The 19,384-nt window shown below is 74.0% G+C and carries 20 protein-coding genes; 6 read left to right on the top strand and 14 right to left on the bottom strand.

The features are described 5' to 3' along the window. On the bottom strand, nt 1–1,063 hold a 1,063-nt coding region (locus H2038_RS10135; protein WP_292112506.1), incomplete at its 3' end, for a DUF2793 domain-containing protein. Nucleotides 1,064–1,209: 146 nt separating this feature from the next. Further along, the gene (locus H2038_RS10130; protein WP_292112504.1) at nt 1,210–1,689 is read right to left on the bottom strand and encodes a DUF4112 domain-containing protein; all 480 of its coding nucleotides are present in this window, start codon (nt 1,687–1,689) and stop codon (nt 1,210–1,212) included. A gap of 31 nt (nt 1,690–1,720) precedes the next feature. Here H2038_RS10130 and H2038_RS10125 point away from each other — a divergent pair, with 31 nt between their 5' ends. Then, entirely contained in the window at nt 1,721–2,704 is a 984-nt protein-coding gene (locus H2038_RS10125) for an endonuclease/exonuclease/phosphatase family protein (protein WP_292112500.1), read from the top strand. On the opposite strand, the gene H2038_RS10120 is transcribed toward H2038_RS10125, so the two are convergent. The 6 genes from H2038_RS10120 to H2038_RS10095 are packed head-to-tail and all read right to left on the bottom strand — an operon-like array spanning nt 2,685 to nt 7,522. After that, nucleotides 2,685–3,899, bottom strand: a complete 1,215-nt coding sequence (locus tag H2038_RS10120; RefSeq protein WP_292112498.1) for a CCA tRNA nucleotidyltransferase — start codon at nt 3,897–3,899, stop codon at nt 2,685–2,687. The genes H2038_RS10125 and H2038_RS10120 overlap by 20 nt on opposite strands. Next, nucleotides 3,896–4,558, bottom strand: coding sequence for a CoA pyrophosphatase (locus H2038_RS10115; RefSeq protein ID WP_292112495.1), 663 nt, complete (start codon nt 4,556–4,558; stop codon nt 3,896–3,898). Before H2038_RS10115 ends, H2038_RS10120 begins: the two co-directional genes overlap by 4 nt. Further along, a complete protein-coding gene (locus H2038_RS10110; protein WP_292112492.1) occupies nt 4,555–5,106 on the bottom strand; it encodes a DUF1285 domain-containing protein in 552 nt (183 codons plus the stop codon). The genes H2038_RS10115 and H2038_RS10110 overlap by 4 nt, the downstream gene beginning before the upstream one ends. 39 nt (nt 5,107–5,145) lie before the next feature. Next, a complete protein-coding gene (locus H2038_RS10105; protein WP_292112489.1) occupies nt 5,146–5,634 on the bottom strand; it encodes a GNAT family N-acetyltransferase in 489 nt (162 codons plus the stop codon). Nucleotides 5,635–5,669: 35 nt separating this feature from the next. Continuing rightward, nucleotides 5,670–6,443 carry an enoyl-CoA hydratase gene (locus tag H2038_RS10100; RefSeq protein WP_292112486.1) on the bottom strand — a complete coding sequence of 258 codons (774 nt, stop codon included), beginning with the start codon at nt 6,441–6,443 and terminating at the stop codon, nt 5,670–5,672. Next, the gene (locus tag H2038_RS10095; protein ID WP_292112484.1) at nt 6,440–7,522 is read right to left on the bottom strand and encodes an MBL fold metallo-hydrolase; all 1,083 of its coding nucleotides are present in this window, start codon (nt 7,520–7,522) and stop codon (nt 6,440–6,442) included. Before H2038_RS10095 ends, H2038_RS10100 begins: the two co-directional genes overlap by 4 nt. Before the next feature lie 127 nt (nt 7,523–7,649). Between H2038_RS10095 and H2038_RS10090 the strand changes: the two genes are divergently transcribed. The 4 genes from H2038_RS10090 (at nt 7,650) to H2038_RS10075 (ending at nt 11,005) form a co-directional block, all read left to right on the top strand. Continuing rightward, entirely contained in the window at nt 7,650–8,600 is a 951-nt protein-coding gene (locus H2038_RS10090; RefSeq protein WP_292112481.1) for a hypothetical protein, read from the top strand. Between the two features lie 105 nt (nt 8,601–8,705). Continuing rightward, entirely contained in the window at nt 8,706–9,503 is a 798-nt protein-coding gene (xth, locus tag H2038_RS10085; RefSeq protein ID WP_292112478.1) for an exodeoxyribonuclease III, read from the top strand. A 3-nt stretch (nt 9,504–9,506) separates the two neighbouring features. Then, nucleotides 9,507–10,022: a hypothetical protein gene (locus tag H2038_RS10080; RefSeq protein WP_292112475.1), complete on the top strand. Its 516-nt coding sequence runs from the start codon at nt 9,507–9,509 to the stop codon at nt 10,020–10,022. Between the two features lie 77 nt (nt 10,023–10,099). Next, nucleotides 10,100–11,005, top strand: coding sequence for a cobalamin biosynthesis protein CbiG (locus H2038_RS10075; RefSeq protein WP_292112472.1), 906 nt, complete (start codon nt 10,100–10,102; stop codon nt 11,003–11,005). 210 nt (nt 11,006–11,215) lie between these two features. On the opposite strand, the gene glyS is transcribed toward H2038_RS10075, so the two are convergent. Both glyS and H2038_RS10065 read right to left on the bottom strand, forming a co-directional pair. Then, a complete protein-coding gene (gene glyS, locus H2038_RS10070) occupies nt 11,216–13,405 on the bottom strand; it encodes a glycine--tRNA ligase subunit beta (protein WP_292112469.1) in 2,190 nt (729 codons plus the stop codon). Next, entirely contained in the window at nt 13,405–14,301 is an 897-nt protein-coding gene (locus H2038_RS10065) for a glycine--tRNA ligase subunit alpha (RefSeq protein ID WP_292112466.1), read from the bottom strand. The genes glyS and H2038_RS10065 overlap by 1 nt, the downstream gene beginning before the upstream one ends. Before the next feature lie 226 nt (nt 14,302–14,527). Between H2038_RS10065 and H2038_RS10060 the strand changes: the two genes are divergently transcribed. Beyond that, nucleotides 14,528–15,265, top strand: a complete 738-nt coding sequence (locus tag H2038_RS10060; RefSeq protein WP_292112463.1) for a polysaccharide deacetylase family protein — start codon at nt 14,528–14,530, stop codon at nt 15,263–15,265. On the opposite strand, the gene H2038_RS10055 is transcribed toward H2038_RS10060, so the two are convergent. From H2038_RS10055 to H2038_RS10040, 4 genes are all read right to left on the bottom strand, one after another. Then, entirely contained in the window at nt 15,262–16,185 is a 924-nt protein-coding gene (locus H2038_RS10055) for a hypothetical protein (protein ID WP_292112461.1), read from the bottom strand. The genes H2038_RS10060 and H2038_RS10055 overlap by 4 nt on opposite strands. 52 nt (nt 16,186–16,237) lie before the next feature. Continuing rightward, nucleotides 16,238–16,585 (bottom strand): hypothetical protein, encoded by a 348-nt coding sequence (locus tag H2038_RS10050; protein ID WP_292112458.1) that lies wholly within the window; start codon nt 16,583–16,585, stop codon nt 16,238–16,240. A gap of 108 nt (nt 16,586–16,693) precedes the next feature. Next, nucleotides 16,694–17,560, bottom strand: coding sequence for a 4-(cytidine 5'-diphospho)-2-C-methyl-D-erythritol kinase (locus H2038_RS10045; protein ID WP_292112455.1), 867 nt, complete (start codon nt 17,558–17,560; stop codon nt 16,694–16,696). A 5-nt stretch (nt 17,561–17,565) separates the two neighbouring features. Then, on the bottom strand, nt 17,566–19,377 hold the full coding sequence (locus tag H2038_RS10040; protein ID WP_292112452.1) for a tetratricopeptide repeat protein: 1,812 nt from the start codon (nt 19,375–19,377) through the stop codon (nt 17,566–17,568). Nucleotides 19,378–19,384: the final 7 nt, after the last annotated feature.

Here is a 19,384-nt window from a genome sequence, read left to right as displayed (position 1 = left end):
CCGCCGCACCGGTCCCGCCGCGGCCGGCCGCGCCGCCGTCCGCGCCGGCCCCGCCGCCTCCGCCCCCGCCGGCTGCGGCGAGCTGCACCCCGTCGCGCAGGATGCGGGTGTCTCCGCCGGCCTGCCCCGCTCCGGCGCTTCCGCCCTGGCCGCCGGCGCCGACCACGACGCTGACGCCGCCCGCCAGATCGGCGGCGGACCAGACGAGGCGCGTCAGGCCGCCCGCGCCGCCGCCGCCGCCGCCCGGGCGGTCGCCCGCCGGACCGCCGGCCCCGGCTCCTCCGCCCCCGCCCCCGCCGACCAGCACCGCCTCGACCGTGCGGGCCCAGGCCGGCGGCTGCCAGCCGCCGTCGCCGGTGAAGACCGAGACCTCCCGGCGCAGCGCGCCCTTCGGGAAGGCGACCCGCCCGCTGGCGCGATCCACCCGCAGCGCCTCGCGCCAGGTCCCGCCATCGTCCCCGACCTTGAGGACCAGATCGTCGTCGCCGATCAGGCCGATCTCGGCCCGTCCGGACCAGCCCGACTGGAACAGCAGCGACAGGACGTCGGCGCTGGTCTCCTTGTTGAGGGTCAGGCGCAGATCGCCGTCGCCCCCGGCGCCGGACTCCCGGGCGGTCCAGAGGGCGTTGTTCAGCCGGGCCAGGAACGGATTGGCCGCATCGGGATCGGCGCCGAGCCCCAGTCGCTGCAGCTGGCGGACAGCGCCCAGCCGGTCCCCCAGTTCGACCCAGCCGCCCGCCTCGCGCACCACGAGGCGGGCGGCGTCGCGCACCCAGGCGACAAGCCCGTCCGGCGCGGGCACGCGGCTCCAGGCGCCGCCCTCCGCCCGCAGCAGGTCTCCGCCCGCGAAGGCCGCCCATGCGCCGGCGCCGCCGCCCTCCGGCGCGATGAAGAGGAGGCCGTCCTCCGGCTCCGCCGGCGGCTCCGCCACGGTCCGGCTCTCGACCGCCGTCTGCACGAGGGCGTCGAGCCGGGTCAGCGCCTCGTTGTGCGTGACATGCTTCTGCATCTGGCCGGCGGCCAGATAGGGCAGCGCGAGGCGGGCCGAATGGTCTTCGTTCATGGCGATCTCCGGAAAGGGGCGGAGATCAGTCTGCGAGCCTCGTCTCCTCAGGGGCGCAGATGACGCTGCCCTTCCGGAATTCCGGTGCGGAGTCCGCGCCCTGGCTTCGACAACAGCGAGCGAAGCGCATTAACTCCCGCCGCTTCTCAGTCGTGCAGGTAGACGATGCGGCTCAGGCGGGGATCGGCCCGCAGGGTCTGGACATGGCGCTCGTGATCGCCCGAGGCGCGCGCCTCCCGCTCGCTGGCCTCGACCCAGTGGGTGCTCTCGATGTCCTTCTGCAGCGCCTTGGCCGCCATCAGGTGGCCGCGCAGCAGCAGGTCCGCGACGCTGGGCACGAAGTCGAGGAAGGGGACCTCCCCGACCAGGGTGACGGCGCTGTCCAGCCCGAGATAGGCGATCATCCGCGCCACGGTCCCGGGGCGGGCGCGCACCCGCGCCGCCTGCAGCAGCAGCCAGCCGGCCGTCCCCACGCTGTAGGCCGTGCCGACCACCGGCACCCAGGTGAGCAGGCCGTCGAGGCCGACGCCGAACGGGCCCACGCCGACGACCCGGTCGGAAAGCTTCTTCACACCCTCGACATGGGACCAGATCTTCTCGATATCGCCGATAGTGCGTCTGGCCATGCCATCCTCCGAAGCGGGACCGTAACGCGCCATGACGACCGGCGTTCACCCCTGGCGCAAGCCCCTCCGCCGCGCCTTCCGACGGGCGGTGCGGCTGGCCGCCCTCGCCGCCGTCGGCGGACTGGCGCTCACCGCCGTCGCGGCGCTGGCCGGCGTCGGCCACCGCGCCCCCGACCTGCTGGCCCAGTTCGCCGCGCCCGCCTTCGTCGGCGCCCTGGTCCTGCTCGCGGCTCTCGTTCTGCTCCGGCGGCGGCGCCTGGCGGGCGGGGCCGCCGCCGCGACCGCCGCCCTCCTCCTCGCCGTCTGGCCGCAGTGGTTCCCGCCGCAGGGCGAGCCCGGGCCCGGCGCCCCAGGCGTCCGCATCTACGCCGCCAACCTCTGGGCCCGGAACCGGGACGTCGACGCCATCGCCGCCTCCATCCGCGCCGCCGACGCGGACATCCTCGTCCTGATCGAGGTCGGCGACGCCCCGGCCGCGCGACTCGACGCGATTCTCGCCGGCTATCCGCACCGCGTGGCCTCGCGGCGCATCGAGCGCAGCAGCGGCGCGGCCCGGTCGGTGATCGCCGCCCGCTGGCCTCTCGCGCCGATCCCTGACCGGCCGGACGGCCTGCACGCCCTGGGCGCGATCGCGGAAACGCCCCTCGGTCCGGTCAACGTGGTCGGCGTCCACCTCACCCGGCCCTGGCCCTTCCAGGAGCAGTGGGGGCAGATCTCCCAGACCATGGCGCTGGCCGACCTCCGCCGGTCCTTGCGGGGGCCGGTCGTGGTCGCCGGCGACTTCAACAGCGTCTCGACCGCGCGCATCGGGCGGCAGATGAAGGCGCAGACGGGGCTGGTTCCCGCCTCCGGCTGGCCGGGGAGCTGGCCGGCGGCCGCGCCGGCGCCGCTGCGGATCAACATCGACCAGGTGTGGCGCTCGCCCGACCTCGCCCTGACGCGCCGTCGTCTCGGGGCGCCGACCGGATCCGATCACCGGCCGGTGGTCGTCGAGATCACCCCCGCCGCCGGCTGACCAGCGCCGCCAGCCGCGCCTCGTGCCCCCCGACCGGGAAGTCGTCAGCGATCCAGGCCGCCTCGAACGCCTTCAGGAGCCGTCCGGTCTCCGGCCCCGGCGGAACCCCGAGCCGCGCCACCTCGCGCCCGCCGACCGGCAGGCACGGCGGGGTCCAGCTCCCGGCGAGCGCGAGCAGGCGGTCCGCGGCGGCGGCGTCGGCCGGCCGCTCCGCCCGCCGGCGCTGCAGGGCGTCGGAGACCGCGCGGCTTCCATGGCGGTAGACGGCGGCGCGGATCGCAGGCTCGCCCATCGACAAATCCACCCCGGCTGCCGCGCGGGCCGCCGCCGCCAGCCGGTCCCGCACGGCGTTGGGCAGGCGGAGCCGGCGGCTGACCGCCGCGGTCGCTTCCGGGTCCGGCGGGAGCAGGATCATCAGACGCAGGACGGGATCCGAACAGGTTTCCGCCAGGGCGGCGAAGGCGGGGGCCAGGTCCGCCTCTGGCAGCACCCGGGCGAGAACGCCCGCGGCGGCCATCGCCCGGACCGCCGGCTCGGGGCGCTCCGCCGCCAGCAGCTTCATCAGTTCCTTGGAAATCCGCTCCGCCGACAGCCGGCCCATGCCCTCGGCCAGGGCCGCGCAGGCGGCCAGTCCGGCGGCGTCGGGCTCTCCGCGGCCGTACCAGGCGAAGAAGCGGAAGAAGCGCAGGATGCGCAGATAGTCCTCGCGGATACGGGTGAGCGGGTCGCCGACGAACACGATCCGCCCCGCCGCCGCGTCCGCCAGCCCCTCGCCCGTCGGATCGAACACCCGTCCCTCGCCGTCCGCGTACAGGGCGTTGAGCCGGAAGTCGCGGCGGGCGGCGTCCTCCGCCCAGTCGTCGGTGAAGGCGACGGTGGCGTTGCGGCCGTCGGTCGAGACGTCCCGACGCAGGGTGGTGATCTCGAACGGCCGGCCATCGGCGACCGCCGTCACCGTTCCGTGCGCGACGCCGGTCGGAACCGCCTTCAGCCCCGCCGCGCGGATCGCCCGCTCGGTCTGGTCCGGATGCAGGGTGGTGGCGATGTCGACGTCGTCCACCGACGTCCCGAGCACCGCGTTGCGCACGCAGCCGCCGACGAAGCGGGCGCAGCCGGCGCCGCCGGCCGCCTCCAGCGCCGCCATCACCCTCCGGGTGGCGGGCGCCTCCAGCCACGGCTGTCCGGCCAGGATCACGCCGCGTCCTCGTCCACGGCGGCGGCGGGCGCCGGCTCCTCGCCGTACAGGCGCGTGCGCAGCGCCCGCACGATGCCGGCGGTGACGCCCCAGATGTAGCGCTGCTCCCACGGCACGGCCCAGAACCAGCGGCGGGCCTCGCCGTCCAGCTGGTAGGAATCCCGCCGGTGGTTGGCCGGGTCCATCAGGAAATCCCAGGGAACCTCGAAGACCTCGGCCACCTCCTCCGGCGCCGGGCGGGTCTCGGGCACGCCCTCGAGCCAGCCGACCACCGGGGTGACGAGGAAGCCCGTACCGGTCTCGTAGGCGTCGCCCAGGCCGATCACCTCGACCGCACCCGGATCGAGAGCGACCTCCTCCCACGCCTCGCGCAGCGCCGCCCGGGCCGCGGTCTCGCCGGGGTCCAGACGGCCGCCGGGAAATGCGATCTGGCCGGTGTGGCTGGCCAGGGTGTCGGCGCGGCGGGTCATCAGTACGGCGGCGCCCTCAGGCCGGGCGATGACCGGGATCAGCACCGCCGCCGGCCTGAGGCGCCGGGCGGGCCGGGGGGCGTCGGGGTTGAGATCGAAGTCGGAGCGGAGCGGCCCGGTCGCGGGCGACCAGGCGGAGACGGGGTCCAGCCGGGCCTCGAGCCGGCGCCTGAGCGACTGCAGGCTCATGCCGCCGGCCCGAGGGGGAAGGCGGCGCCGTTCGAGCGGATGACCAGCCGATCCCCGTCGACCCGCGCCCGGTCCACGAGCTCGTAGAACACCGGGCGGGCGATCCGCGCCCACAGGTCCGCGCGCACCCGCAGGCGCGGCGCGGGCTCGCCCGTGGCCGGGTCGGTCGTCACCTCGACCGGATGGTCGGGCCCGGCCTCCACCTCGTCGCCGACATCGGTCCGGAAGACCAGCGCCTCGCCCCGCGGCTCGACGGCCACCGCCCGGAAGGGCAGATCCTCGACCCGGATCGACAGTTTCTCGACCGGGGTCACCAGACAGTAGCCGTCCGGATCCTTGCGCAGCACGGTGGAGAACAGCCGCACCAGCTCGGGCCGGCCGATCGGCGAGCCCTCGTGCATCCACACGCCGTCGCGGCGGATGACGATGTCGATGTCGCCGCAGTGGGCGGGGTTCCACAGGTGCACCGGCGGCAGGCCCCGTCCCGGTGCGCCGGCCGCCGCCGCCACGCCCGCCAGTCCGTCGCCTCTGTCGTTCGCGTCCGCCATGCCCCTGACTTAGGACTGTCCGGCGGAAGCGCAAAGCGCTCAGGCGGCGGCGACCGTCCCTTCAGCCGGTCGGGCGCCCTTCCACAGCACGCGGCGGGGGTCGACGGGACCGGGCAGCCGCGCCTCGGGCGCGTGGATGAAGCCGAAGCGCTGGAAGTAGGGCGGATCGCCCACCAGCAGGACGCCGGCGTCGCCGGCCGCCTCAAGGCACGCCTCGACGAGGGCCGCGCCCATGCCCTCGCGCCGGCTGGCCGCCTCCACCGCGATCGGACCGAGGAACAGCGCCGGCGTCCCGCCCACGCGAACGGGCCACAGCCGGACGGAGCCGACCACCCGGCCCTCGCTGCGGATCACGAAGCCGGCCGCCGGATGCGCGCCCTCGCGCAGGCGCTCCGCCGTCCTGGCGAACCGCCCCGGGCCGAAGGCGGCGAGCACGAGGGCGTCGACCGCCGCGGCGTCGGGCGCCGCTTCGGGCTCGACCCGCCAGGCGGGGACTTCGGCGGCGGCGGGCTGGAGGGCGTACGACATGGGGCGCGCGCACCTACGCCCGCGCCGCCGGCGAATCAACCGGCTTTCGAAAAGTCCGGGGCGCGCTTCTGGGTGAAGGCCATGAAGGCCTCCATGGCCTCGGGGCTCTTCATCTGGCTGCCGAAGGCCTCCCCCTCCAGCTGCATCCGCCGCCACAGCGCCTCGGCGTCGCGCATCAGCCGCTTGGTCTTGCGCAGCGAGTTCGGCGCCCGCGCCGCCAGCTTCGCCGCCAGATCCGCCGCCGTCGCCTCGACCTCCGCGGCCGGAACCGCCCGGTTGACCAGCCCCCAGGCCAGGGCCGTGCGGCCGTCGACCGGCTCGCCGAGGGCGAACAGCTCGAACGCCCGCTGGTGGCCGAGCGTCTGCGGGAGGAGCAGGGAGGAGGCCGCCTCCGGGGCGAGGGCGAGGTTGACGAAGGGGACGGAGAGCAGGGCGTCCTCCGCCGCCACCACCATGTCGCAGTGGAGCAGCAGGGTCAGGCCGATGCCCACGGCCCGCCCGCGCACGGCGGCCACGGCCGGCTTGTCGAGATCGGCCAGCGCCTTCAGGAACCGGAACACCGACATGTCGAACGGCTGTTCGGTCTGCGAGCCGATGGCGATGAAGTCGCCGATGTCGTTGCCGGCCGAGAAGCTGTCGCCTTCGGCGCGGAACAGCAGCACCCGCACCGCGTCGTCGGTCCGGGCCCGCTCGGTCGCCTCCGACAGCGCGGCGTACATCGCCTGGGTGATGGCGTTCTTCTTCTCCGGCCGCGCCAGGGCGACCGTCAGCACGCCGCCGTTCAGTTCCGTCTTGATGTGGTCGGTCATGCCGCCCTCCCCTTTTCGATCGTCTGCCACCAGTCGACGCCGTCCGCATCGCGCACGCGCCTGACCCGCCCCTCGCGAAGCAGATGGTTGAGGTGGGCGACGGCCTCGCCGGTCGCCATGCCCCGCACGCCGTCCCCGACGGGCCGGGCGAAGAGCGAGCCGAACACGTCCACCGCCCGTTTCGGGCTCTGCAGGGTTCGCTCCAGCCGCCGCAGGGCGGTCCGGTGGCCGCGCAGCAGCGCGTCCAGCCGCGCCTGCACGCCGTGGAAGGGCGGCCCGTGGGAGGGCGCCACCAGCACCTCGTCGGGAAACACCGTCTTCATCCGCTCGAGCGAGCGCAGCCACTCTCCCAGCGGATCGGCGTCCGGCTCCGTCGGCCAGACCGAGACGTTGGAGGAGATCTTCGGGAGGATCTGGTCGCCGCCCAGCACCACGCCGTCGCTCTCTCGCCAGAGGCAGGCGTGTTCGGGGCTGTGGCCTTCCCCGACGACCACCCGCCACGCCTCTCCGCCGATGACCAGCCGGTCGCCCTCGCGCATGCGGACGAAGCCGTCCGGGAGCGGGGCGACCGCGCGTCCGAACTGGCCGAACTCCTGTCGGTAGCGCTCCAGCTGCGCCTCGTCCCAGCCGGCCGCCCGGTAGAAGGCCGCGCCGCTCTCCGGGGCCGGCCGGCCGGTATCGGCCAGCAGCATCCGGGCCGTGACGTATTCAAGGCGCGTCATGACCAGCGGCGCCTGGAAGCGCTCGCAGAGCCACCCCGCCAGTCCGATGTGGTCCGGATGCATGTGGGTGCAGATGACCCGCGTCACCGGCCGCCCGCCCAGCGGACCGGCGAGGATGCGATCCCACTCGTCCCGGGTCGCCGGAAGGGCGAGGCCGGTGTCCACCAGCGCCCAGCCCCGCCCGTCGTCGAGCGCATAGACGTTGATGTGATCCAGGGCCAGGGGCATGGCCAGGCGCATCCACAGCACGCCGGGAGCCAGTTCGACGGCCTCGCCCGGGCCGGGCGGGGCGGCGAACGGGAAGTCCAGGGCTCCTCGCCCCTCCTGCGCCCCAGCGGTGGCGACGCTGTCCGCCAAGTCCGTCTCCAATCGAAACCTTATTCCCGCATACTCCGAAGCGGCCGACCGCGTCCAGCGGCCCCGCCGCCTTGACCCCGCCACATGCCCCCGCCAGAAAACCGGTCGCATTTCATCGGAGCTGCCCGTGTTCACCAGATCCTTGCTCGGCGGCCTCGCCGCACTTCTCCTCGCCGCGCAGGCGCCTGCGGTGATGGCGCAGGTCGCGCCCACGGACTCGCGGCCGAGCGCGGACTCGGACAACCGGCCCGACCGGTCGGTGACCGAACGGCGCACGCAGCGCGGCGCGGGACGCGCCGAAGCCCGTCCGCAGGCTCCCGCCGCCCCCTCGCCCGAAGCGGTCCTGGCGGCCGCGCAAGCGCAGGTGACCAGCGCCGGTCTCGACTGCCAGGTGGCCGGCGCGGCCAACCCGGGAATGATCGGCGAGCACCAGGTCTACGAGGTCGCCTGCGCCTCCGCCCCGGGCTACATCCTGATCGCCTCCACGCCGCCGCAGGCCTTCAACTGTCTTGAGCTCGCCGGCACCGCCTGGGTCGCCCGCCGCACCGATCCCGCGGCCGATGCGGGACAGCAGTGCGTCCTGCCCGCCAACCAGAACGGTCTGGCCCTGGTGAGCGAATGGGCCCGGGAAGCGGGGGCGAGCTGCACCGTCGACGAGGCTGTCGCGGTCGGCAAGAACGAGACCAACGGTCTGGTCTACGAGGTCGGCTGCACCGGCGTCGACGGCTACCGGCTGGAGAAGGTCGACGGGCGCTGGACGCTTCAGGACTGCCTGCAGATCGTCTCCGGCGGCGGGACGTGCCATTTCACCACCGCGGAAGAGCAGAACGCCACCCTTCAGGCGAAGCTCGCCGACACCGAAGCCGCCGGCTGCAGCGTCCAGCAGGTCCGCCTGATGGGATCCAACGCCAACGGCCGCTTCTTCGAAGTGAAGTGCGCCGCTGAAGGCGAGGGCTACATCGCCCGCCTCAAGGACGGGGCGACGCAGCAGATCTATCCCTGCGCCACCGCGCAGAGGATCGGCGGCGGCTGCACCCTGACGCCGGCCCCGGCCGCCGCGCCCGCCGCCGAGCAGTAAGCGCCGCGCCTGAACGGAACGGACGCCCCGGGGGAGACTCCGGGGCGTTTTTCGTCGGGACATCCGAGCTTCACAGACCGGCCCGACACGGCGTAGGCATGGCGCATGCGCATCGCCACCTGGAACGTCAACTCGGTCAACGCGCGCCTGCCCACGGTGCTGGCGTGGCTGGAGGCGGCGCGGCCCGACGTGGTCGGCCTCCAGGAGATCAAGTGCCTCGACGAGAAGTTCCCTCGCGAGGCCATCGAGGCGCTCGGCTACAACGTCGAGACGCACGGGCAGAAGTCCTACAACGGCGTCGCCCTGCTCTCGAAATTCCCGCTGTCCGACGTGCGGCGGGGGCTGCCGGGCGTCGACGCCTCGGGCCACGAGGCGGAGGCGGAGCAGGCCCGCTACATCGAGGCGGTGATCGAGACGGCGCGGCCGGTGCGCATCGGCTGCCTCTACCTGCCCAACGGCAATCCGGTGGACAGCCCGAAGTTCGCCTACAAGCTGGCCTGGTTCGACCGGCTGCAGGCCCACGCCCGCACCCTGCTGGCGCAGGAGGAGGCCTTCACCCTGTGCGGCGACTACAACGTCATTCCGACGCCGGAGGACGCCCGCAACCCGTCGGCCTGGGTGGGCGACGCCCTGTTCCGGCCCGAGAGCCAGGCCGCCTTCCGCGCGCTGCGCCACCTCGGCCTGTATGACGCCGGCGAACTGGGCCGGCAGCCGCCGGGGACTTACACCTTCTGGGACTACCAGGCCGGAGCCTGGCAGCGCGACCACGGCATCCGCATCGACTTCCACCTGCTGTCGCCCCAGGCCGCCGACCGCTTCCGGGGCGTCGAGACCCACCGGGACGCCCGCGACATGGACAAGCCGTCGGACCACGTGCCGGTGGTGGTCGAACTGGAGGACTGAGCCGTGGCCGAGGCGCTCCGGGTGGTCCTGCTGGTGGCGCTGGCCGCGGCGGCCCTGACCACCGGCGCCCTGCTGCTGGCGTGGTGGATGGAGCCGGTGCGGCGGATGAAGCGCGCCCTGCTCAGGTCTCTCGGCGTGGTTCCCGAAGCCGAGGCGCTGTCGCCGGCGGAGGGGCGCGCCGCCGGGCTGGACTTCGACGGCGCGCAGATCGCGGTGCTGTGGAACCGCGGCGCCATGGGACTGGTCTACGCCTTCGACGAGATCGAGGGCGGCGAGGTCATCGTCGACGGCCACGTGGTCGCCCGGGTGCGGCGGGGCGAGACCCGCAAGTCGCTGGACGTGATGGCGCCGGACGCCGAGCAGGTGGTGCTGCGGCTGATGTTCGCCGACGCCCGCAACCCGGAGTTCGAACTGGCGCTGTGGGACGCGACCCTGCCGGTGCAGACCAGCTCGCCGGGCGAGGCCCTGCGGCTGGGGCGGCGCTGGCTGTCGCATCTCGAGGCGCTGCTTCGGCCCTGAGCGGGGTTCCGCCCAGGACGGGGGAACGCTAGAAGCCCCGTTCCCATTTCCGACCGAACAGCCCTGGAGCGCCCGCCGTGGCCCGCCTTTTCGACGCCGTCATCATCGCCGACTGGACCGCCGCGGAGGGGAAGAAGCTGGGCGACCAGTCCGTGTGGATCGGGGTGGCCAAGCGGGACGTCCGGTTCCGGCTCTACACCGAGACCCACAACACCGCGACGCGGGCCGAGGGCGAGGCCCTGCTCAACAAGCTGATCTCCGAGCACCGCAAGCGCGGCGACCGCGTGCTGGTCGGCTTCGACTTCAACTTCGGCTTCCCGGCGGGCACGGCGGAGCGGCTGAAGCTGACGGGGACGCCGTGGCAGGCGATGTGGAAATTCCTCGCCTCGAACGTAGTCGACAAGGCCGACAACACCAACAACCGCTACCAGGTGGCGGCCAAGATGAACCGGCTGATGACCGACGAGGCCTGGCCGTTCTGGGGCGCGCCGGCCAAGCAGGCGCAGCGCTGGCTGACCACCACCAAGCCGCCCGCCGGCGCGGGCGCCGACATCCCGGAGTTCCGGGCCACCGAGGACGCGGCCCGCAAGGGCAAGCTGCAGCCCAAGTCGGTGTGGCAGATGCACGGCGCGGGCGCGGTGGGCGGCCAGACCCTCGTCGGCGTGCCCATGGTGCGCCGCCTGCTGGAGAGCCTGGGGCCGTCGGGCGCGGTGTGGCCGTTCGGGACCGGCTGGCGGGCGCTGGACGCCGCCGACGTCGAACCGCTGTCGGCCCTGGTGGTCGAGGTCTGGCCGTCGATGTTCGACGGCAAGCCGCAGCCCGGCGAGTTCAGGGACCAGGCCCAGGTGCGCGCCACGGCCGAGGCGCTGGCGAAGATGGACGAGGCCGGCGAACTGGCGAAGGCCTTCGCCCCGCCGAAGGGCGCCGACGAGGCCCTGATCGCCCGCGTCGAGCAGGAAGAGGGCTGGATCCTCGGGGCCTGAGGGGCGCCTTCGCCCTCACCTCCCCATCGCAGATGGGGAGGGGGACCGTCCGGAGCCGAAGGCGGAGAATGGTGGAGGGGGTGGCGCAGGCCGCCGGACCGGTCGCCAGTCACAACCGCCCGCGCCGCCCTCACCTGGTCTCGCTGCGCTCGACCTGTCCTCTCCATCGCCTTGCGGGGCGATGGAGAGGTGAGGCGGAGGCGCCCCGCCCTAGCCCGCGATCTTCCCGAAGTCGGCGACCCGGCCCATGACGTCGCGGACCTGGCCGAGCAGCTTCAGCCGGTTCTCCCGCTCGGCGGGGACCTCGGAGTTGACCATCACCTGATCGAAGAAGGCGTCGACCGGGGCGCGCAGGGCGGCCAGGGCCGTCATGGCGGCGGCGAAGTCCTCGCCCTCGAGCGCCGCGTCGACCGCGGTGCGGGCCGCGCCCACGGCGAAGGCCAGGGCGACCTCGGCCTCGGGCTGGCCGGGCAGGCCGGTCTGGACCATGCCGGCCGGCAGCTCGCCCTTCTTGGCCTCGGCCTTGAGAATGTTGGAGGCGCGGCGGTGGCCGGCCAGCAGGTTGGCCCCGTCGTCGGTGGCGAGGAAGGCGTCGAGCGCCTCGACGCGCCGGACGATGCGGACGAGGTCGTCGTCGCCGAGCGCGAAGACGGCGTCCACGAGATCGTGGCGCTTGCCCTGGTCGCGGAGGAGGACCTTCAGGCGGTCGGCGAAGAAGGCGAGGAGTGCTGCGAACGACTCTGCAATCGCGCCACCGTCCTGCTCCAACGCTTCAATCAGCGGCGCAGCCACCCACGCGACTGCATCAGGCGAAGCGGCCTTGTTGGCGACCTCTCCGCGGCGGTGACGTTCGTTCAGGAGCGCCGGCGCGGACTGCTTCAGGGCGATGCCCATCAGCATTTCGGGAAGCGTCTCAAAGCCGAACTCGGCCAGCGGCATCCGAACGCCATTCTCCAGCACCAGCCGGATCACCCCCAACGCCGCCCGGCGCAGGGCGAACGGATCCTTCGATCCCGTCGGCTTCTCGTCGATGGCGAAGAAGCCGACGAGGGTGTCGAGCTTGTCCGCGAGCGCCACCGCCACCGTCAGCGGCGCGGTCGGCACGGCGTCCGACGGCCCCTGCGGGCGGTAGTGATCGCGCACGGCGTCGGCGACGGCGTCCGGGTGGCCGGCTTCGCGGGCGTAGTAGCCGCCCATGATCCCCTGCAGCTCCGGGAACTCGCCGACCATGCCCGAGGCGAGGTCGGCCTTGGCGAGGCGGGCGGCGGCCTCGGCCTGGTCCGGGTCGGCCCCGACCAGCGGGGCGATCTCGCGGGCCAGCGCCGCGATGCGCTCGACGCGCTCGGCCATGGTCCCCAGCTTCGCATGGAAGGTGACGCCCTCCAGCTTCTTCAGCCAGGCGTCGAAGTTTCCGGCCTTGCGGTCCTCGTCCCAGAAGAAGCGGGCGTCGTTCAGCCGGGCGGAGAGCACGCGGCTGTTGCCGGCCGCCAGCGCCGTGCCGCCGTCGGTCGCCTCGACGTTGGCCACCACCACGAAGTGCGGGGCCAGCCGGTGGGTGGCCGGGTCGCGGACGGCGAAATACTTCTGGTGCACCTTCATCGACAGCTGCACCACCTCGGGCGGCAGGTCGAGGAACTGCGGGTCCATGTCGCCGAGGATGGGCGTCGGCCATTCGGCCAGGCCGGCGACCTCGTCCAGCAGCCCGTCGTCGTCGACGAGGGCGAGGCCGCGGTCGGAACAGACCGTCTGCGCCGCCTCGAGGATGCGCAGGCGGCGGTCGGCGGCGTCCAGCAGGACGTATTCGGCCTCCAGCTTGCGGCGGTAGTCCTCGAAGTCCTTCACCGCGAACGGCCGGCCGGAGCCGAGGAAGCGGTGGCCCTCGGTCAGGTCGCCCGAGACAATCCCGTCGATGTCGAACGGTACCACATGGCCGTCGAACAGGGCGACGATCCGCTTCAGCGGCCGCACCCAGCGGAGCGTCCCGGTCCCCCAGCGCATCGACTTGGGCCAGGGGAAGCCGCGCACGATCTGGTCGACCATGGCGGGGACCAGGTCGGCGGTGCGCTGTCCCTTCGAGCTGATCACCGCGAAGAAGACGCCGTCGCGCTCGACCAGCTGCTCGCGGGTCAGGCCGGTCTTGCGCAGGAAGCCCTCCAGAGCCTGCGCCGGCGCCGAGGTCTTGGGCCCCTTGAGCTCCTCCTCGCGGTCGGGGGTGGCGGCCAGCAGGCCCTCGACCACGAGGGTCAGGCGGCGCGGCCCGGCGAAGGCGGTCAGGGCGTCGTACGCCAGACCGGCGGCCTTCAGCCGCTCGGCGGCCATCCGCTCCAGATCGCGCGCGGCCCCGCCCTGCATGCGGGCGGGGATCTCTTCGGAGAACAGTTCGAGAAGGAGCTGGGGCATCAGGCGGTTTTCCGCTCTTGTTCGACGTAGGCGACCGCGCACGCCTTGCACAGGTCGCGGATGCGGCCGATGTAGCTCTGCCGTTCGGCGACGGCGATGGCGCCGCGGGCGTCCATCAGGTTGAACAGGTGGGAGGCCTTCAGCACCTGGTCGTAGGCCGGCAGCACCAGCGGCTGGCCCTGCGGGCCGGTCATGGCCAGCAGGCGCGACACCTCGGCGACCATGTCCTCGAAGCGGCGCTTCAGCCCGTCGACGTCGTAGCCATGGAAGTTCGCCTCGGACTGCTGGCGCTCGTTCTCGAGGAAGACCTCGCCGTAGGTGGTCCCCTCCCTGGTGAACTTCAGGTCGTAGACGTTGTCGACGCCCTGGACGTACATGGCCAGGCGCTCCAGGCCGTAGGTCAGTTCGCCCGAGACGACGTCCACCTCGATGCCGCCGACGCCCTGGAAGTAGGTGAACTGCGTCACCTCCATGCCGTCGCACCAGACCTCCCAGCCGAGGCCCCAGGCCCCGACCGTGGGGTTCTCCCAGTCGTCCTCGACGAAGCGGATGTCGTGCAGCTTCGGATCGATCCCGATCGCCTTCAGCGACCCGAGATAGAGCTCCTGCAGGTTGTCCGGATTGGGTTTCAGAATAACCTGGTACTGGTAATAGTGCTGTAATCTATTGGGATTTTCGCCGTAACGCCCGTCGCCGGGGCGGCGGCTGGGCTGGACGTAGGCAGCCTTCCACGGGCGGGGGCCCAGGGCGCGCAGCACGGTGGCCGGGTGCAGGGTGCCGGCGCCGACCTCGATGTCGTAGGGCTGCAGGATGGCGCAGCCCTGATCGCCCCAGTACTTGTGGAGCGTCAGGATGAGGTCCTGGAAGGCGAGCGGCTCGGTCGTCACGGCAGGCATTTCGTCCCGGGGAAGAAGGCGGCGGACCCTAGACGGGCGGCCTTGGACGGGCAAGGCAGCGCCGCCCTTCTCCCCTTGCGGGAGAAGGTGGCCGAAGCGGAGCGAGGTCGGATGAGGGGTCGATGACTCCTGTCGCAGCTGCGACCCCTCATCCGTCGGCCTTCGGCCGCCACCTTCTCCCGCAAGGGGAGAAGGAATTTTAAAGCCGCTCCGCTATGCGGAACCCATGCAGCTGATCGACCAGATGCGCCGCCGGGCCGCGCGCCACCTCGACGTCGAGGCCGTGGAGATCGCGCCGGCGCGCGGGATCTTCTCGCTCAGCTTCGACGACTTTCCGGCGAGCGCGTGGACGGAGGCCGGACCGATCCTCGCCGATCACGGGGTGAAGGCCACCTACTACGTCTGCGGCGGCCTGTGCGGCGGCGTGAACATGGATCGCGAGCAGTACCGGCTGGAGCACCTGCAGGCCCTGCACGCGGCGGGGCACGAGGTCGGCTGCCACACCTTCGGCCACACCAGCGCCCTGCGCATGAGCCGGGAAGCGCTGCGCCTCAGCCTCGACGCCAATGCGGCCTGGGTGGCGGAGCGGCTGGACGGTCACCGCATGACCACCTTCGCCTGGCCGTTCGGCGACTGCTCGGTCGAGGCCAAGCGCTATGTGCGCGGGCGGTTCGATCTGGCGCGGGGGGTGCGTGACGGGGTCAACGCCGGGCGGGAGGACCGCGGGCTGATCAGGTCGATCGGCCTCGAGAGCCGACGCCTGCCCGGCTACGACCTCGAGGCGCTGATGGCGGAAGCGGCGGAGGCGCGCGGCTGGCTGACGGCCTATGGCCATGACGTGTCCGACGACCCGACGCCGTACGGCTGCACGCCAGACGATCTGGACCGGGTGCTGCGGCTGGCGAAGGCGGCCGGGCTGGAGGTTCTGCCGGTGGCGGCGGCGTGGGAGAAGGTCCGGACCTAGGCGGCTTCGGACAGGCCCTGCGCCTGACGCCCGTCCGCCCAGCGGATCAGCGCCGCCCGCGGCCAGGCCACGATCCATGAACGCGCGACGTACTCGCCCTTCTCGATCAGCGCCTTGCGCGTCGGAGAGGAGGTCGAGGCGCGGATGGTGTGGATCTCGCCCGGTCCCTGATGGATCATGAAGGCGCCATGCTTCAGCGGGTTGAGGCGAAGATAGGCGAGGCGCGGGCTGATCTGCTCGAGCGGCGGATCGTAGAACCAGCTGGAGCCGATCATGCCGGCCATGTGCGGGCGGCGCTTCAGGATCTCGGCGGCGGTGGCCCAGGCGCGGTCCCAGCCGGCCTCGTTGAAGTCGGACAGCTCGCGGCTTTCGGTGTGCACCTCCAGCCACGGCCGCCATCCGCGGCTGGATATCCATGCCGGAACGGCCGACCAGCCGTGGCCCTCGCGGGCGTGGCGCAGCACCTGGCCCGGCCCCAGCGGCGAGGACAGGTCGATCATCTGGGTGCGGGCGCCGGGCACGCTGAGCACCAGGGAGATGCGCACATCCTTGGCCCAGAAATCGCGGTCGTACGGATCGGCGGCGGCGGTCAGGAAGTCCGCAAGGCGCTGAAGCCACTCAGGATAGAGCTCGAGCACCGCCGGCGGCAGGTCGGCGGCGGGGATGCGCGCCGGCGTCTCCAGCGCCCAGATCGCCACCAGGGCGCGGCGGTGGTCGTCGGTCAGGGCGTCGCCGAACGCGGCCCGCAGCGCCTCCTCCGCCCGGTGGGCCGGCTGGTCAAAGTCCCAGTGGGGGGCGGACGCTTCCGCCGCAGCCGCGGCGGCGTCCTTAAGGCTGTGAAGGCGGGCGCGGTCGTCAGCCGACACGCGGCCGAGCACGGCCTCGAAGGCGGCGATCCGGGCGGGGCTCAGCAGGTCCATACGGACGAGCCTACCGCGAGCCGGTTCGCCAACGGTTAAGCGCGACGGGCGGTCAGAGGTCCGGCGTCGGGGCGGGGTTTCCGGGGTCCTCCCACCTGTCCACCTGGCCGTCGGTGGGGTGGCGCACCGGCGGCGAGGCGATGACGGTCACATCGTCGGCGTCCGGGGCAGGCGCGGCGGCGGCCGGAGCGGTCTGCGGCGGGGTCTCGGGCGCCGTCTCGGGGGCGGTCGGCGCGGCCGGAGCCGGGTTGGCCGTGGCCGGGGACGGCGCGGCGGTCGGCGCGGCGGCGGGCGCCGTGCGCTCCGCCGGCAGGGTCGGCGGGGTCTGCGGGACGGTCTGGGCGACGGCGGCCGGGGCGGCCAGCAGGAGGGCGGCGGCGAGGAGGTGCGGACGCGGCATGGGACATCCTTTTTGTGCGGGCGACCGCCGCGAGGCGACGCGGCGGACCCCCGGTCTGCGATGTCCTGAAAGGCCGCTGCCGACCGGCGGGTTCCCCCGCCGCCAGGCTCAGGACAGGGTCGCGGGCGCGATCCACCAGTCCGGCCGGGCCCGGGCCAGCCCCGCCGCCGCAGCCGCCGCCGTCGCGGGCGAGCCGAACAGGGCGAAGACGGTGGCGCCCGAGCCGGACATGCGCGCGAGCCGGACGTCCGGGAGGGCGGCGACCTCGGCCAGCGCCTCGCCGATGGCCGGCTGGAGGCGAACGGCCGGCTCCTGCAGGTCGTTGCGCTGCGCCGCCAGCCAGTCCGTTACGGCGTCTGCGGTCCACGCCGGCGGCGGCGAGGGCCGGTCGGCGGCGACCGGCTGGCCGTGATCGTAGGCGCGATAGACGGCGCCGGTGGGCGACGGGACGCCCGGATTGACCAGCAGCGCCGGCAGCTGCGGCAGCTGCGGCTCGAACTGCAGCCGGTCGCCCCGCCCCGTCGCCCAGGCGGCGCGGGCGTGCAGGCACATGGGTCCGTCGGCGCCGATGGTCGCGGCGACCCCGGCCAGCGCCGAGTCGTCGAGCGCCAGGCCGAGGGCGTCGCGGGCCAGCCGGAGGGCGGCGCCGGCGTCGGCCGAGCCGCCGCCGAGGCCGGCGGCCACCGGCAGACGCTTGTCGAGCGTGACCGCCAGCGGCGGCTCGCCCACCCCGGCGACCTCGCCCAGGCGGCGCAGGGCGCGCAGCACCAGATTGTCGGCTTCTCCCTCGAGGGCGCCGGCGAACGGCCCCCGGACCGAAAGCGACAGCCGGTCGGCCGGCGCGACGACGAGCTCGTCGCCGAGGTCGGCGAAGGCCACGAGGCTGGCCAGCGGGTGGTAGCCGTCGAGGTCGGGCGGCCCGACGTGCAGGAACAGGTTGACCTTGGCGGGCGCGACGGCCCGGAGCGCGGACATGGCGGTCAGGCGCCGCCGTCGGTGGCCGCCGCCGCCGGATCGGGCAGACCCTGCGCCAGCTTGCGCTCGACCTCGGCCCGGCGCTCGGCGTCCGGATCGAGGGTCAGCACCCGGTTCCACTGCCATTCCGCCTCGCGCCGGCGGCCGACGCGCCAGTAGGCGTCGCCGAGGTGGTCGACGATCTCGGGGTTGGCGGGCTCCTTCTCGACCGCGCCCTCGAGCGTCTGGACGGCCTCCGTGAACAGGCCCTGGCGGTACTGGGCCCAGCCGAGGGAGTCGCGATAGCTGCCGTTCTCCGGCTCGGCGGCGTGGGCGCGCGCGATCATCTCGGCGCCCTGGTCGATGCGCCGGCCGCTGTCGACCCAGAGGTAGCCGAGGTGGTTGAGCAGCATCGGATCGTCCGGTTGCGCCTGCAGGGCGGTCCACAGTTCGGCCTCCGCCTCGGGAATGCGGCCGAGCTGCTCCAGCGCGGCGCCGCGGAGGAAGCGGGTCGCGGGCGCCTGTCCGGCGGTGTCCACCGAGGGACGGTCGAGGATCCCGAGCGCCTCGGCCGCAGCCCCCTGCGCCAGGAGCTGGCCCGCGAGTTCGAGGGCGACCCGGGTCTGGCCCGGCGCCGCGGCGTCGGCCCGCCGGAAGGCGGCGAGGGCCTCGTCCGCCCGCCCCTCCCGGCGGTGGCTGAGACCGAGATTGTACTGGGCGCCGGCGTAGAGCACCGCATTGTCCCGGCCCACGGCCGCGAAGGCGGTCCGGGCGGGGGTTTCCTGCCCCGCGCCCGCGAGCGCCAGACCGAGCCGGAGAGCCGTCAGATCCGAGGGGGCGAGGTTCCCCGACAGGCGCAGGTAGATGGCGGCCAGTTCGTCGAGGTCATACTCCCCGGCCTCGAGCGCGGCGAAGTTGAGCGCCTCCGCGGCGGCCTGCCGGAGCGACGGAGCCGCCGGCGCGCGGCCGCGCCCGGCGAGGCGCTGCAGGCCGGCCAGCGCCGCGGGATCGGGCGCGGGGCTCTCCAGCGACGCGCGGTAGCGTTGCGCCGCTTCGTCGCGCCGGCCGCGCCGCTCGAGGAACTCCCCGTAGGCGACGCCGAACAGGCGCGCGCCTTCCGGGAGAGCGACCAGCGCCTGGAACTCGGCGTCGGCCTCGTCCGGCCGGCGGCGGAGCTCCAGCAGCCGGGCGCGCTGCAGGCGGAGGATCAACCCGGCGGGGTCGCGCTCGACCGCCTCGACCGGCTGCAGGGCCGTGTCCCAGTCGCCCGCGGCGGCGGCGACGGCGGGCGTGAGATAGCGCGCTACGGACGTGTACGGACCCTCGAACGGCGCGCGTCGCAGCGCCGCCAGCGCCCTGCGGCCGTCGTTCCGCTCCAGCCCCAGCACGACCTCGAACAGCCGCCCGGCCCCGGCGAGCAGGGGCGCGCCTTCGACGCGCGGGGCGAGGTCGACGACGGTCTGCAGGTCGCCGTTGAACAGGCCGGAGCGGAAGGCCTCCTCGGCGATGGTCGGCTGTTCGGGGACCAGGGCCTGGCTCCGCGCCAGCAGTTCGGCCGACTCGGCGCGGGCGCCGCGGAAGCCGGCCACGCGGCCGGACAGGTAGAGGCCATAGGCGGACCGGCCCTCGGCGTCGACCGGCGCAGGCGCCCAGACCTCCGGGATCGCCGGCGCCGGCGCCTCGCCCTCCGCCGCCGCCTCGTCCGCGGGCGCCGCCGACGCGGCGGGCGCGGCGGCTTCCGGCTCGACGGGAACGGGCGCGTCCTGGGCCGCGGCGGGCGCGGCGAAGGCGAGCAGGGCGGAGCCGGTCAGGAGCAGGCGAAAACGGGACGAGCGCATGGGCCCG

This window comes from Brevundimonas sp., from assembly GCF_013912005.1.
Lineage (GTDB): Bacteria > Pseudomonadota > Alphaproteobacteria > Caulobacterales > Caulobacteraceae > Brevundimonas.
The sequence above is the reverse complement of the archived record's forward strand: the minus strand, read 5'-3'. Positions and strand labels throughout refer to the sequence as shown.

Bases quoted from the DNA above. Each gene is read 5' to 3' on its own strand.
- H2038_RS10130 (WP_292112504.1), bottom strand. From the start codon at position 1,689: ATGGCCAGACGCACTATCGGCGATATCGAGAAGATCTGGTCCCATGTC.
- H2038_RS10125 (WP_292112500.1), top strand. From the start codon at position 1,721: ATGACGACCGGCGTTCACCCCTGGCGCAAGCCCCTCCGCCGCGCCTTC.
- H2038_RS10115 (WP_292112495.1), bottom strand. From the start codon at position 4,558: ATGAGCCTGCAGTCGCTCAGGCGCCGGCTCGAGGCCCGGCTGGACCCC.
- H2038_RS10110 (WP_292112492.1), bottom strand. From the start codon at position 5,106: ATGGCGGACGCGAACGACAGAGGCGACGGACTGGCGGGCGTGGCGGCG.
- H2038_RS10105 (WP_292112489.1), bottom strand. From the start codon at position 5,634: ATGTCGTACGCCCTCCAGCCCGCCGCCGCCGAAGTCCCCGCCTGGCGG.
- H2038_RS10100 (WP_292112486.1), bottom strand. From the start codon at position 6,443: ATGACCGACCACATCAAGACGGAACTGAACGGCGGCGTGCTGACGGTC.
- xth (WP_292112478.1), top strand. From the start codon at position 8,706: ATGCGCATCGCCACCTGGAACGTCAACTCGGTCAACGCGCGCCTGCCC.
- glyS (WP_292112469.1), bottom strand. From the start codon at position 13,405: ATGCCCCAGCTCCTTCTCGAACTGTTCTCCGAAGAGATCCCCGCCCGC.
- H2038_RS10065 (WP_292112466.1), bottom strand. From the start codon at position 14,301: ATGCCTGCCGTGACGACCGAGCCGCTCGCCTTCCAGGACCTCATCCTG.
- H2038_RS10060 (WP_292112463.1), top strand. From the start codon at position 14,528: ATGCAGCTGATCGACCAGATGCGCCGCCGGGCCGCGCGCCACCTCGAC.
- H2038_RS10055 (WP_292112461.1), bottom strand. From the start codon at position 16,185: ATGGACCTGCTGAGCCCCGCCCGGATCGCCGCCTTCGAGGCCGTGCTC.
- H2038_RS10050 (WP_292112458.1), bottom strand. From the start codon at position 16,585: ATGCCGCGTCCGCACCTCCTCGCCGCCGCCCTCCTGCTGGCCGCCCCG.
- H2038_RS10045 (WP_292112455.1), bottom strand. From the start codon at position 17,560: ATGTCCGCGCTCCGGGCCGTCGCGCCCGCCAAGGTCAACCTGTTCCTG.
- H2038_RS10040 (WP_292112452.1), bottom strand. From the start codon at position 19,377: ATGCGCTCGTCCCGTTTTCGCCTGCTCCTGACCGGCTCCGCCCTGCTC.